Source organism: Geminocystis sp. GBBB08 (assembly GCF_016743215.1).
Lineage (GTDB): Bacteria > Cyanobacteriota > Cyanobacteriia > Cyanobacteriales > Cyanobacteriaceae > Geminocystis.
On sequence record NZ_VRZC01000033.1, the window covers coordinates 1 to 13,629 of the forward strand.

A 13,629-nucleotide genomic window follows, 5' to 3' on the forward strand; every position below is an offset into this window, starting at 1 on the left:
AATTTCAAGTAAACGTCTGTGGTATTTGGCGGATTTGGCATATCGCTACAGCTTGTGGAGAAAGAGTAAGACCAAGTAAAAAGTTCACTTTTGAAAGGCATCATTCGGTGAAAGCTTGAATCCTCTCCCATGACGGCAGAGGAGTTGTCAATTTAGTCCTAATTGTCACAAATATTATTGATAATTAATAAAAACCAATAAAAAACAAACATAAATAAAAAATAAAAAGTGTTCACTGCAAAAGGTGAAATTTTGTTATGGAAAAAATTAGTCCATTAATCAGAAAAAATAAGAGCAAAAGAAAATCAATCACGTTAATCCCTGAAAATGTCGGCTCTCATTCTCTTTTACACTTAAAATATTTATACTTTCATAATGAAACTGCGGAATGTGGGATTAAGTGATGTCAAAAAAATGCTTAATTTATCATAATTTTTGAGCAATAAGAAAGCATCCCATTTTCTCAAGGGTAGGAGGTTTGATCGACTTTAATTTGTAAACTTTGTATTCCTTTTATATTTTTATTTCCAGTGCAAAATAAAGCGGTTTTTATTTCAAGGTTGAGTAACTCTACTAATTCTTCTAATGTTTCATGAGATGTCATGGCTGCTTTTAAAAAAGGATAAGCTAAACCGACAATATCAGCACCTAAAGCTAATAATTTGGAAATTTCTAAACCGTTACGAATGCCACCAGTTGCAATTAAAGGAATATCCGGGTATTTTTTAGCAATGTCTATTACACAATCGGCGGTAGAAATCCCCCAATTAGCAAAAGTTTTACCCAATTCTCGCTTTAATTTATTATCGCTTCTTTCCCTTTCTACCATTGCCCATGATGTACCACCAGCACCAGCTACGTCAATGGCTTTTACCCCCATATTGATTAATTTTCCTGCCATTGTCGCTGAAATACCGTTACCGACTTCTTTGACGATAACAGGCACTGGAATTTTTTCACATAAAACGCCGATTTTGGCTAATAAATCTTTAAAATTAGTGTCTCCTTCTGGTTGGATACATTCTTGTAGAGGATTCAGATGTAAAATTAATGTGTCTGCTTCCAATATTTCTACCAATTTTAAGCATTCTCGCCATGTATAACCATAATTTAATTGTACTGCCCCAATATTTGCTAATAATAATATATCTGGACAAAGCGATCGCACTTGAAAACTTTTTGCAACTTCTGGTTTTTCAATAATAACACGCCCTGAACCAATACCCATAGCTAAACTATATTTTTGGGCAATAATAGCTAAACTTTGATTAATTAATTGAGCATTTTTTGTGCCTCCTGTCATGGAGGAAATTAAGATAGGAGAGCCTAATTTTTTGCCCAGGAAGTAAGTAGAAATATCAATTTCATCATAGTCTAATTCGGGTAAACAACAATGGGTAAAATTATATTTTTCTAATCCATTAGTTACTTGATTAAACTGTACTTTTTCATCTAAACAAATTTTAATATGATCATCTTTTCTTACCTGAGTATCATTTAACTTATCTTCTTTTTTCATTCCTTTTTCTTCTTGAGTTGCCCAAAAATAAAATGCAGTATTAATTGTGCTTACCTACTTATTTTATTCTCTCCATTTATTTTATCAGATTATAACATTGTTTGGCGATCGCTCAATCTTATGTTCATCACCAAAATTATAGTCTTAATGTTAGTTTGACACCTATTAATAATATTTAAAAAGCAATTAGTTTCGTAAACATAACTTTTTTAAATACTTGAACTTGCATTAAGAATTAAGATTTTCATGACTTAAATTGATTATTTCAGCTTTACTTTTCGCAAACGACTAGATAAACTTCTGACAATTTCAAGAGCAAATAACGGCGTTTCTTGTAATAGAAATAAAAATCTTTCTTTATTTAATTCCGCTAATTCGCAATCAGTTTTGGCGATCGCCGTAGTCATTCTAGTATGTTCTAGTTGTACTAAAGCACCTTCACCAAAAACATCATGTTGATGAATTGTCTCCACTACTTGATTATTTAGCCATAATTCTACTTCACCTTTCATCAAGGCAAACATTTTATCTCCCTTTTCTCCTTCCCTAAAAATAACTTCTCCCTCAGAAAAGTTTCGAGTTTTGAGGTGATTAAAAAACAAATCAATAACGTCGCTAGGCTCTAACATAAAATAATTAAATAAACTACTTAAGCTATATTGTCTCAGGTTTAGAACTATTTAGGGTTAAGAAATCATTAACAATGAAAAATGCTCAAAAAACTAAAAAAATGAAGACTAGGAGACGAGGAATCTGTTACATACTGAGATATTGCTCTTGGTCTTGCACCTTGCAAAAAACATCTCGGTTTTTAGGTTTCAGATTTTAGGTTTTAGGTTTAAAAAAAACAACTAATTTTAAGCCCCAATTATTCCATAAATTGAATTTTTACTTAAATCGACCTAAAATATTTCTCTCTACAATGTTTTGAGTAGCAGAATAATTCCCAAAGGTACGTTTAATCTCTAGTTGTACCTGAACTGCTCTACCTACTTCTAAATGACGAGACTCTATTGGTAACTGCCCTATTTCTATTATATAACGATTATTACTATAACGAATGGCTTCGGGGGGAATTTCCCCTTCATAACGTAAGATATAATCACTGACTGGACGTAAACCGGCTTCAGAAGAATTAGAAACACTATATTTGATGTTAAAAGTAGTTTTTATTAAATCAGATTTTTCGGCTTCATCGATTAATTCTAGTTGTAATCCTAAACCGACTCCTGATAAACCTTTACTTTTAAGTTTTGTGGCATCTTGTTCCTTAATGGCATTGAACACAAATAATTCTGTGACGTTATTTCTCTGTAAAATATTAGTTTCTAACCATAAATCCGATGGAATTTGCATCGCTACACTACGATCATCTTGTAAATTTAGAGTAATAGTGCGGTTGCTAAAGGGAGCAAATACTTGGGGTGCATTCCAAATTAAAACTACAGAATTTGTTACTCTTTCTTTCAATTCTAAATATTGATCCTCGATCAGGGAATTTTGCGCAAATAAAGCCTTCGCTCCAGTACGAGTTTCCCATATATTTTTAGATAAATTAAAACCCCTATTTTTCAATTCCTCCATCGTTACAGAACCAGAAAGGCGATCGGGTGCTAAAGGTTGATTAGTATTGATCAAGGTAAGAGAACCTAATTTGCCGTCTCTGCCAACCCTTCCCGATCTACCATTTTTACCATTTTCACCGTTTAAACATCTAAACTCTTTAGTACTACAACTATAGTTAGGATCCCCGGGTCTGCCAGAACAAGATTCAACTACCCAATAGGGTTGAGGGCATTGACAACCTTTTCCTCCCTTACCTCCTTCCCCCGGTTTTCCACCGACACCACCATTAGCTTGAATATAAATTTGTTTTAAATAGTTTTTATCTGTTGCATAGACAGTTAAAGATCCAGCATTACCTCCATCCCCACCATTTCCACCATTTCCACCATTTCCACCATCAGCTCCCACCAGATTATAATTAACATTAATGGGCTGATTCTCACAGATAGCATTTTCGCCGTTACCTCCATTTTCCCCTAAAAATCCTTCTTGTCCTGCTAAATTCAAGTTTAAAGGTGAACCATCGGCAAAAATAGTCAAAGCCTCACTATCTCTACCTCTAGCTCCATCTTTTCCGTCAATACCTTGTTTGCCTTCTTGTCCAAAACTAACTATTTGATTAGCCGAAGCCGTTAAAAAGCAGATTACCGATTTTGAACTCAATGAAGGAACTATACTAGGAATGAAAACAAATAGTGTTGTAAGAGAAACTTTTGTAAACCAACCCATGATAGTTAAAGATAAAAAGTGATACTTTAGCAATCCTAAATCATTGGTGAAGAATTAAAGATTAAAAAATAAATCTGTAAATCTTACTATACCGTCAAAGCTGATCACTGAAAGCTGATAGCTAACACCTCTAAAAAGTTCACAACTCAGATAGGATTACTATATAGGATTTTACCATATTTAAGCGGTTTAATCAGATTGTTTCTCTTTCAAGGATAGGCGATCGCATTGTCAATGATTTAAAAAAATCTGAATATTTTGTGTAGAAATTGAGTTAACCTTAGTTAAGGTTTATTCTTCGCAATGAAATGAATTTTATTGGGAGATAAAAGTTTTTAGCAATATTAACTAAAAAATAATGTTTGAGGGAAGTTGGCAAGGAAAAATTAACTTAGTTTATGAATATCAACAAGGAAAAACAAAATTAAAATCAGCTTATCATCAAGCACCTTTTAAAATTCAACGGGCTTTTTATCCTGAAGGTGAATCAATATGTCATAGCGTTATTTTACATACTGCTGGTGGAATTGTTGGCGGTGATATTCTCTCCCAAAATATCCATTTATTTCCTCATTCTCAAGTATTTATTACTACCCCAGCAGCGACTAAAATTTATCGAAATACAGAAAAAAAAGCCTTTCAAGACATCATGATTAAATTAGAAAATGATACTTATTTAGAATATTTACCCCAAGAAACGATCGTTTTTAATAAATCTCAATATCAACAAAAATTAAAACTAGAATTAGGAAATAATGCGACATGGTTAGGATGGGAAATAATCCGTTTTGGCAGAAGTGCGAGGAGAGAAACTTTTACGGAAGGTCAATGGCTCAATTATACTGAAATATGGTATAAGAATAAACCTCTATGGATTGATAGACAATCATTACAAGGAGAAAGTCAACTTTTTTCGGAAATCAACGGTTTAGCGGGTAAGCCGGTTGTTGGCAGTTTGATTTTAGTTTCCACACATACCCACAATAATTTTATCAAGGAAATTAGAGAATTAATTAACCATAAATTTCATCATCTAATACTAGGGGTAACAACTTTACAGAATGGGTTATTATGTCGCTATCATGGAGATTCTGTTAGTGAAGCAAAAACTTGTTTGATAGCAATATGGCAACTATTAAGGAGAGAATATGGCTTAAACTCAACCTTTAAACCCAGAGTATGGCAACAATAATCAGGAATTGAAAAAAAATGTGTTAAAATTTTTCACTGTGCTATGATTTTTAATAGTTAGATTATAATAATGTCAAAAAAACTAATCTTTAATAAAAATTTATAATTTTAGATAAAACTGTGGCATATGAAACTGAGACATTTCCTATAGAAGAAGTAGAAGATTTTTCTCCAAGTTCTGCAACTAAGAAAGGAAATAAATTGAAACTTTATTTTAATATTTTAAAACGGAAAAAATTACTCATTTTAGCTTTTATTTTAGCCTTTTTTTTTCCGATTTTAGCTCTCATAACTAGAGATAGGGTAATTTATCCTGGTAGTTTTGAAATGTTAGTAGAACCAGCTACTTCTGCTGAAAAATTAACAGATGCGACAACTTTAGCCCGAACTGGAGGAAAAGTTGATGAAACTCTTTTAACCATTGATTATCCTACCATTTTAAGGATATTAAAAAGTAGAGAAATTTTAGATCAAGTAGCTAAAAATATTACTGATAAATATCCTAGTATTCGTAAAGGATTTTTACAAGAGACTTTTAGAAAAGATTTAATAGTAGAACAAGCAAAACAAGGAGATAGTAGATTAGATAACACTAAAATTATTTCGGTTATGTATAAAGGATATGATCCTAATTTTGTGCTTTTCGTTTTAAATGAGATGGTAAATGTATATTTAGAATATAGTAAAACTGAGAGAGAAAAGAGTTTAAATTCCGGGATAAAATTTATCAATGATCAACTACCTAAAATCAAAAATAGAATCAATAATTTGCAAAATCAACAACTACAACTTCAACTAGATAATAAACTGGTTAACCCTCAAATCAAAGGGGAGATCGTTTTTCAACTTAATGCTGATTTAGAAAAAGAATTATTGGGAGTACAATCTCAATTAAAAGAATTAAATATATTATCGAATAATATCAAAAGAGATATAGGTTTATCCTCAGAAGAATCTTTAATTGCACCGACTTTAAGTCAAGAGCCACAAAGACAACAATTATTAACTCAATTACAAGATGTAGAATCTCAAATTGCCTTAAGTTCAGCAAAATTAACACCAAATCATCCTAGTCTTCTAACTTTAAAAGAACAACGACAAAATATCAATAATTTACTTAATCAAAAAAGTGATGAAATATTAATAATTAATAATGTTAATCCTAATATTAATCCTCGTGTTTTTGCTTATCAAGACGCAAGTCGTTTAGCTTTAATGCAACAATTAATTGACACTCAAAATCAAATCGATATTCTTTCTTCTCGCCAAAAATCTTTAATAGAAAATATAGCTCAAACTACTAAAAATTTAGAGATTATACCCGGTGTTATTCAACAATATAATGAGTTAGCTCGACAAATTGAACTCGATACATCTATTCTTAATCAACTCACCGCTCAACGAGAAACCCTTACCGTAGAGATGGCTCAAAAACAAATTCCTTGGCAATTACTTTCACAACCACAAATTCCCATAGACAAAAAAGGAAATTTAGAAGGTTTTCGACCAAATCCTACCAACAAATTAATTATCGGTATTGGTGGTGGTTTTTTTGTAGGAATGATAGTCTCTATCGCTATCGAAAAAAGACGAGATATTGTATATGAAGTCAGTGATTTAGAATACTCTTTTGGTTTACCAATTTTAGGGACAGTAGAAATGAATACTGAAAAAAATCAAAAATCGAAATTTGAATCTCAAAACTTTTTTGATATAGATGATTCTATTAAAGAAAGTACACCTGTTTCTCAAATTTCTTTAGGAAATATCTATACAGAACTTCATTTTAAGTTACCCCAAAGTCAGAAAAAAAATATCTTAGTTTCTTCATTAAATCCAGAAGACGATCAAGCCTATATTACAGCTAACTTAGCGAAAACTGCCGGTAATATTGGAGAAAAAGTATTATTAATTGATGCAAATATTACAAAACCAGAAGTTCACAAATATTTTGAGCATTCTACTCAAGAAAAAGGATTAAGAGATTTATTAGAATTTCCGATGATTCAAGACTCTTTTCTTTCTGAAATAGCTACTGAAAAAAATGTCTCCATTCTCGGTGCTGGAGGGGATGATTCTGATTTACCCTTTAGTATTAGTGCAGAAGAAACTCAATCATTGATTCAATCTATTGCTAAAGATTATAGCGTAATCCTATATAATAGTTCTTTCTTCTTGGAATCTTATGATCCTAGTTTACTGGCAGAAAAAACTCAAGGTATTGTTTTTGTCGTTAAAATAGAAGAAACACCTTTAAGTTTATTGATACAAGCAATTAATAGAATAGAAGCCTATAACCTTAATTTTCTTGGTTTTATCGTTATAACTTAAACCGATGTTGATTTTATCTATGTGTTAATAGTGAGAAAGTAATTGACATTCACTATGAATTATAATTTTCAATTAGGGATCATTAAAAACATAACTTCAATTTACCAATAATTAGAATTAATGGTATTTTAAATTTTTGGAGATGCCTAATAGTTGATAGTTGTAGAATAGGCATCTTGCCTCATAATTCCTCAAATACCAATTACATATTTACGCCATTCATGATTATGATTATCCTTAGTACATTTGGCAATTTCAAAATGAAGACTACTATAAGGTTTTCTCGGTTGTTTATGTAAAGTCATTTGAGCTTCTTTGGGTGTTCGATTCCCTTTTTTTATATTACAACGAACACAAGCCGCCACTAAATTTTCCCAAGTATCAGCACCACCACGAGATCGAGGTGTAACATGATCTATGGTCAGTTGATCCCCTTTATAACTACAATACTGACAAGTATTTTTGTCTCTTTCAAAAATATTTTTGCGAGTGAGGGGAATATCTTTATAAGGTACTTTTACATAATGACGTAACCGAATAACAGATGGTAATGGAAAAGTAGGATAAAGAAAAATGTCTTCATGTTCTAACTGTTCTGCTTTGCCTTTCATTAATAATACTACCGCTCTTTTCCAGTTAGTAATATTGAGCGGTTCATAGGAAGCATTTAAGACTAAAACCTTACCCATAAACGTGTTACTTTTAAAGATTTATTGTTGATGCTAACACAAATTATTAAAAATGAACACTGATAAAAATTAATGGTGCAAGAGTGTCATTTTACAACAACCTTACACCAAAGATACCGAAAAAAAGCTAATTAATATAACTCTTCTTCTTTATGAGTTTCGATTTTAACGTCAGAAGTAGGATAAGCTACACAAGTGAGTACATATCCCGCTTCAATTTGATCATCATCTAAGAAAGATTGATCTGATTGATCTACAGTACCAGAAACGATTTTACCTGCACAGGTAGAACAAGCACCAGCACGACAAGAGTAAGGTAAGTCAAGACCTTGTTCTTCTGCAACGTCAAGGATATACTCGTCATCAGGAACTTCGATAGTTTTTTCGCCGTCTTCGGTTACTAAAGTTACGTTATAGGTTGCCATGTTTTGTTTCCTTCAATTAATAATTTATTCAAAAAACTATTTCTTACTATTTAAGCAAGTCTAATACGAATATTAAAGTATAAATGGCAATAATGCTTTACACATTAGAAATGAAATTGTTTTGCTTTATTTTGATAAGTTAATATTATATTATAAGAAAGGCTCAAATGAGATGAGAGAAAATATTTATATTTTTTATATCTATTTATCTTCAAAGGATTTAGCCATTATTTCTGAAATTTAACCAACAAAAATCTTTAATTATAGTGATTAAAATTACTTATGCTTAGGTTATATGATTAAATTAGTTAACCCAAGGAGAATTAATCATGAATGATGGTTTAGAAGCTAAAATTATTAAAGTAGGATTAGTCGGTACTGGATATGCAGCACAAAGACGGGCGGAGGCTTTTCAAGATTCTTCTTTGAGTGAATTAATGGCAGTGGTAGGTAATAGTGTCGAAAATACTCAGAGTTTTTGTGATACCTATAAAGTTAATTTTGTGGGTAGTTGGCAAGAGTTAGTCAATGATTCTAGTCTTGATTTAATCTGTATTTGTAATGTTAATCGAGATCATGGTTCAATAGTCAAAGCGGCCTTATTAGCCGATAAACACGTTATTGTAGAGTATCCGTTAACGGTTAATCCCTTAGAAGCGGGGGATTTAATTGATTTAGCACAACAAAAACAAAAGTTACTTCATATAGAACATATCGAACTTTTAGGCGGAGTACATCAAGCCCTGAAAAAACATTTATCCGACATTGGCACACCTTTTTTAGCTCGTTATAGTACTATTTTATCCAAAACTAAAGTTATCCCCCATTGGACTTATAATTATGATTATTACGGTTTTCCTTTTATAGCAGCTGTTTCTCGCATTAATCGTTTTACAGATTTATTCGGCGAGGTAGATTCGGTTAACTGTAACGCTCGTTTTTGGGATGCCTCTGAAACTGGTTATTTTTCTTCTTGTTGGTGTCAAGCACAGTTATCATTTAAGAATGAGATGATGGTTAATTTAACTTATGGTAAAGGAGAAAAGTTTAAAACTAGCGATCGTACTTTAGAAATTTATGGGGATGAAGGTACAATATTATTTGAAGGAGAAAAAGGGAAAATTATTAGGGGGGAAGAAGAAATAACCATAGAAGTTGGTAGTCGTAGGGGATTATTTACTCTAGATACACAAATAGTGTTAGAACATTTAACCACTGGAAAACCTTTATATATCAAAAATACTGCCAGTGCTTATAGCTTAAAAGTAGCAGGGGCAACATTACAATCTTATAAAAATCAACAAATAATTAAACTATAACTGACGTTTGAATTATTAAGGAAACAATTAATCATTTGTCAACAGAATGAATTGAAGTATAAGTATGTATTGACAGATAGTTGGTTTGTATCAAAGAAAAATATGGATTTTATCCGAATCAAATTGGGCAAACATTTTATTATGGCATTAAAAAATAATCGAACAGTAGCCATAAGTGAACAAGAGAAAAAACAGGAGCATTTTATCAGGATTGATGAACTAGAATGGTCTGAAAAGAGTCCGCAATTAGTGTGGTTGAAAGGAGTAGAGTTTCCTATACTACTTCATCGACAAATCTTTACAAACAAAGATGATAGCATCAGAATTCTTTATCTAGCCCGTAGTGCTTTATACTATAAGTATATGGTTGATAGTTGAGTAACATGATAGCAGAATCCTTTTCTCTTGTCAAAAAAAACAAATTACATTTTTTGAGCATTTTAATTAGACTTTCGGAAAAAATCATTATACTTTGGAAGGGAGGATACAAGGTAACAGGTAACATAAGATTATTACTTTTGCCTGTATTCTGTCTAGCACTATATAATGATTAAAAACAAATTAAGGATTAATTAAGACAATGAGCCCAGAATATTATTCTATAAATTGTCCAAGAATTATTTATGAAAATGTTAATAACGAAATTATAATAATTGACACCTTAACCGGTTCTTATTTTAGTCTTAAAGAGACTGGTTCGCAAATTTGGTATTTAATTGCTAAAAACAACAATAACAATGAAATAGTGCAGTATTTATTTCAGAATCGAGAAGCCGATATCAACCAAATTCTCAAAGATGTCAAATTTTTTCTTCAAGATTTACTAGATAATAATTTAATTATTCCCTTGAAAAAACCTGATGCAAACTCTGAGAATCAAGAACTATTAGAATCAAAAATACTTTATGTAACGCCTAAATTAAACAAATTTACTGATATGCAAGATTTACTTCTGATTGATCCCATCCATGATGTTAATGAAGAAGGTTGGCCAAATCGTGCTTAATGAGACACATACACCAACAAGAAAGATTCCTCTCAATAAAAATGATTATCCTATTTGGTCTGATGTTGAAAAAGTAATGCTTTCATCCTTCAATCAAGCTATTAAGAAAACTAATCTTTATGTACGTTACTTAAGAATTTGTGGTAAAAATGTCAAGTTTTGTTTTGTAGGTAATAGACTAATTGAAGTGGTAACTTCGGCTTTGAATCATCATCTAGTTTTAGATCAGGAAAATTCCGCTGATTTCACAATCTATATTTGGGATAGTTATTCGACTAAGACAGCAAAACCAGAACTTAAATTAACTAGACGGACAAGATTTATAGATCCAGAACAGAAGTGGAGAATTGCTGCCGAGGGGTTGCCTAATTATTTAACAGCCTCAGATAGAAAGCAAGGGTTTCTATGGGTAAATTCACTCTCTGACTATCCGCTTGATCGCTATGCTACTCCTTTACGTTCTACTTTACTTTGGTGGTTGGCAGGTTATGGTTTTCATGGACTGCACGCTGGGGCTGTTGGTTATCAGGGAAAAGCCGCTTTGTTAATAGGTAATGGGGGGGCTGGTAAATCAACTACTTCTTTACTCTGTTTACAAGCAGGATTTGACTATTTGAGTGATGACATTGTTTTATTTGATTCTCAAGGACAGCATAAAGTTCATAGTCTTTATAATTCGGCGAAAGTTAACGCTTTGGGTGCTCAGTATCTTTCTACCCAACCTGTAGCGATGGAAACAAGCGATCGCCTACGTGCTGTTCATTGTCTTTATCCTTCATACCAACAATATCTTAGTTTGAGTTTGCCTATTCATGCTTTGATACTCTTAAATATTGGTGAAAATGATCACACTGAATTTAAACCCATTACTCCAGCTACTGCATTTACTGTTTTAGCACCTAGTACCCACCGTGTACTTTCAATTGCGATCGGTAATCTATCCCTAAGTCTGAGTGCTATTGCTGAACTTACCCGTACTGTTCCTTGTTACCAGGTGAATTTAGGAAAAAATCTTGACAGCATTCCAGTAGTTATTCGCTCTATCTTGGAGGGTTAATAATTGTCATTTAAAACCCCAATTGTGTTGTGTATTTTCAATCGTCCTCAACTGACAGCACAAGTATTTGACACTATTCTTCGAATACTTCCAGAACATCTTTTTATTATTGCGGATGGACCTAGATTAGAGCATCCTGAAGATCAATCATTATGTACTGCTGCTCGTGACGTGGTTTCTGTCGTTAACTGGCCTTACAATGTACAATATAACTTTAGTGCAGTTAATCTTGGTTGTCCGCGTCGCATTGTTTCGGGGCTTAATTGGGCTTTTGAGCAAGTAGAGGAAGCAATTATTCTCGAAGAGGATACTTTACCCGATTTAAGTTTTTTTCCCTATTGTGAGGAATTGTTACAACGTTACCGAGACGATAGTCAAGTGATGATGATTAGTGGCTATAATGGTTTGGGAACTTGGCCTACTCCAGATAATGCTCATTATTTTTTTACTCGTTATGGGAGTATTTGGGGGTGGGCTACTTGGAGAAGAGCTTGGCAATTTTATGACTTTTCCTTAAAACGTTATCAAGATTGGGACATTGAGGTAAAACTTAAGAAAAATTTAGTAAATCCCGAACAAATTGGACATTTATCTTGGCGTTTTAATTTTTTACTCCGAAGATCCGTTAATTCATGGGATATGCAATGGTTATTAATTTGTGTCTTACATGGTGGACTTTGTGCTATTCCCAGAGTAAACTTGGTTCGTAATATCGGCTTTGGTGTAACAGCTATTCACACAAAAAACGAAAACGATCCTCGCAATTTACCTAATTTTTCTTTACCACGACTAATAGTTCATCCCCCAAATAATCCTGTTGATTTTATTGATGAACATTACGAACGCTGGTATTATTGGCTACACTTAATCTCAAGGTATGAAAATTTAGCCTTTTTGGGTACTTGGGGGCGTGCTTTAATGCGTCAACCAGATCTAACTTTACCTGTTGCTGATAATGAAGCTGTTTTTACTCTTACACCTTTACACTATCCTAATGAAACAATAGAAATGCTCAAATATTTACAGCAATTTATACCTGAAAACCTCCACTTAAATCAGCTTATATCCATGTTTTACTTTGTTTCTGAATCAAGACAGGAGAATATTTAATAACGATGAACTTAACTATTAGTGTTATTTTTCAGATGTGCAATAGTGCAGGTTTTATCCGTCGTGCAATGGAAAGTATTCTTGCTCAAAATGTCTCATCCTTAGAAATTTTAGTTGTTGATGATAATTCTGAAGATTCTAGTGTGGCTATTGCTAGTAATTATCCAGATGTCAAAATAATTCAATTACCCAAATCTGGACTTGGTGAAGCTCGCAATCAAGGGGTAAAAGCGGCTTCTGGGGATTTCATTGCTTTTTTGGATGCCGATGATTATTGGACAATAGATAAGTTAAAAATGCAATTAGATTATCTTAGTAAAACCCCAGATTGTACGGCTGTAGTGGGATTGATGAACCGTTTTCTCTCAGAAGGGTGTCAATTACCAACGAATTATAATTCAGAAATGCTCGCTAAACCAACTCCTGCTTATATTCCTAGTGCTTTAATAACACGTCATTGTGTATTTGAACAAATAGGATTATTTGATTCAAGTCTAGCTGTTGGTTGTGATAGCGATTGGATGATGCGCCTTCTAGATAGTAATAATAATGTTTATCTACTACCTCAAGTTATTCTGAATAAACGCATACATAACAATAATATATCCTCACAAGTTACTATCTATCAACAGGAGTTACTCAAAGTCCTACGTCGTTCACTTCAAAGACGTGGTTACGTTAGCTAAA

13 protein-coding genes are annotated in these 13,629 nt (G+C 32.6%); 8 read left to right on the plus strand and 5 right to left on the minus strand.

All coding sequences use genetic code 11. The features are described from left to right. Positions 1-463: 463 nt before the first annotated feature. From fni to FWJ34_RS06445, 3 genes are all read right to left on the minus strand, one after another. The gene (gene fni, locus FWJ34_RS06435) at positions 464-1,519 is read right to left on the minus strand and encodes a type 2 isopentenyl-diphosphate Delta-isomerase (RefSeq protein ID WP_308254500.1); all 1,056 of its coding nucleotides are present in this window, start codon (positions 1,517-1,519) and stop codon (positions 464-466) included. Between the two features lie 260 nt (positions 1,520-1,779). Further along, the gene (locus FWJ34_RS06440; RefSeq protein ID WP_308254501.1) at positions 1,780-2,148 is read right to left on the minus strand and encodes a cyclic nucleotide-binding domain-containing protein; all 369 of its coding nucleotides are present in this window, start codon (positions 2,146-2,148) and stop codon (positions 1,780-1,782) included. Positions 2,149-2,407: 259 nt separating this feature from the next. Continuing rightward, complete coding sequence (locus tag FWJ34_RS06445) at positions 2,408-3,814, minus strand: collagen-like protein (RefSeq protein ID WP_308254502.1); 1,407 nt, start codon at positions 3,812-3,814, stop codon at positions 2,408-2,410. Between the two features lie 358 nt (positions 3,815-4,172). On the opposite strand from FWJ34_RS06445, the gene FWJ34_RS06450 reads away from it, so the two are divergent. Both FWJ34_RS06450 and FWJ34_RS06455 read left to right on the plus strand, forming a co-directional pair. Further along, on the plus strand, positions 4,173-5,006 hold the full coding sequence (locus FWJ34_RS06450) for an urease accessory protein UreD (protein ID WP_308254503.1): 834 nt from the start codon (positions 4,173-4,175) through the stop codon (positions 5,004-5,006). Between the two features lie 119 nt (positions 5,007-5,125). Beyond that, on the plus strand, positions 5,126-7,336 hold the full coding sequence (locus tag FWJ34_RS06455) for a hypothetical protein (RefSeq protein ID WP_308254504.1): 2,211 nt from the start codon (positions 5,126-5,128) through the stop codon (positions 7,334-7,336). A 191-nt stretch (positions 7,337-7,527) separates the two neighbouring features. On the opposite strand, the gene FWJ34_RS06460 is transcribed toward FWJ34_RS06455, so the two are convergent. Next, positions 7,528-8,025 (minus strand): HNH endonuclease, encoded by a 498-nt coding sequence (locus FWJ34_RS06460; RefSeq protein ID WP_308254505.1) that lies wholly within the window; start codon positions 8,023-8,025, stop codon positions 7,528-7,530. 131 nt (positions 8,026-8,156) lie between these two features. Then, positions 8,157-8,450, minus strand: coding sequence for a ferredoxin (locus FWJ34_RS06465; RefSeq protein ID WP_308254506.1), 294 nt, complete (start codon positions 8,448-8,450; stop codon positions 8,157-8,159). Positions 8,451-8,779: 329 nt separating this feature from the next. Between FWJ34_RS06465 and FWJ34_RS06470 the strand changes: the two genes are divergently transcribed. The 6 genes from FWJ34_RS06470 (at position 8,780) to FWJ34_RS06495 (ending at position 13,628) form a co-directional block, all read left to right on the plus strand. Beyond that, the gene (locus FWJ34_RS06470) at positions 8,780-9,769 is read left to right on the plus strand and encodes a Gfo/Idh/MocA family oxidoreductase (protein ID WP_308254507.1); all 990 of its coding nucleotides are present in this window, start codon (positions 8,780-8,782) and stop codon (positions 9,767-9,769) included. A 102-nt stretch (positions 9,770-9,871) separates the two neighbouring features. After that, positions 9,872-10,147, plus strand: a complete 276-nt coding sequence (locus FWJ34_RS06475; protein ID WP_308254508.1) for a hypothetical protein — start codon at positions 9,872-9,874, stop codon at positions 10,145-10,147. 202 nt (positions 10,148-10,349) lie between these two features. Then, positions 10,350-10,775 (plus strand): PqqD family protein, encoded by a 426-nt coding sequence (locus FWJ34_RS06480; RefSeq protein WP_308254509.1) that lies wholly within the window; start codon positions 10,350-10,352, stop codon positions 10,773-10,775. Beyond that, positions 10,768-11,832: a hypothetical protein gene (locus FWJ34_RS06485; RefSeq protein WP_308254510.1), complete on the plus strand. Its 1,065-nt coding sequence runs from the start codon at positions 10,768-10,770 to the stop codon at positions 11,830-11,832. The genes FWJ34_RS06480 and FWJ34_RS06485 overlap by 8 nt, the downstream gene beginning before the upstream one ends. Positions 11,833-11,856: 24 nt before the next feature. Next, complete coding sequence (locus FWJ34_RS06490) at positions 11,857-12,942, plus strand: glycosyltransferase family 2 protein (RefSeq protein WP_308254511.1); 1,086 nt, start codon at positions 11,857-11,859, stop codon at positions 12,940-12,942. A gap of 5 nt (positions 12,943-12,947) precedes the next feature. Further along, a complete protein-coding gene (locus FWJ34_RS06495) occupies positions 12,948-13,628 on the plus strand; it encodes a glycosyltransferase (RefSeq protein ID WP_308254512.1) in 681 nt (226 codons plus the stop codon). Position 13,629: the final 1 nt, after the last annotated feature.

What these genes read in the sequence shown, in the direction of transcription:
- fni (WP_308254500.1), bottom strand. Translation starts at nt 1,519, where the DNA reads ATGAAAAAAGAAGATAAGTTAAATGATACTCAGGTAAGAAAAGATGAT.
- FWJ34_RS06440 (WP_308254501.1), bottom strand. Translation starts at nt 2,148, where the DNA reads ATGTTAGAGCCTAGCGACGTTATTGATTTGTTTTTTAATCACCTCAAA.
- FWJ34_RS06445 (WP_308254502.1), bottom strand. Translation starts at nt 3,814, where the DNA reads ATGGGTTGGTTTACAAAAGTTTCTCTTACAACACTATTTGTTTTCATT.
- FWJ34_RS06450 (WP_308254503.1), top strand. Translation starts at nt 4,173, where the DNA reads ATGTTTGAGGGAAGTTGGCAAGGAAAAATTAACTTAGTTTATGAATAT.
- FWJ34_RS06460 (WP_308254505.1), bottom strand. Translation starts at nt 8,025, where the DNA reads ATGGGTAAGGTTTTAGTCTTAAATGCTTCCTATGAACCGCTCAATATT.
- FWJ34_RS06465 (WP_308254506.1), bottom strand. Translation starts at nt 8,450, where the DNA reads ATGGCAACCTATAACGTAACTTTAGTAACCGAAGACGGCGAAAAAACT.
- FWJ34_RS06470 (WP_308254507.1), top strand. Translation starts at nt 8,780, where the DNA reads ATGAATGATGGTTTAGAAGCTAAAATTATTAAAGTAGGATTAGTCGGT.
- FWJ34_RS06475 (WP_308254508.1), top strand. Translation starts at nt 9,872, where the DNA reads ATGGATTTTATCCGAATCAAATTGGGCAAACATTTTATTATGGCATTA.
- FWJ34_RS06480 (WP_308254509.1), top strand. Translation starts at nt 10,350, where the DNA reads ATGAGCCCAGAATATTATTCTATAAATTGTCCAAGAATTATTTATGAA.
- FWJ34_RS06495 (WP_308254512.1), top strand. Translation starts at nt 12,948, where the DNA reads ATGAACTTAACTATTAGTGTTATTTTTCAGATGTGCAATAGTGCAGGT.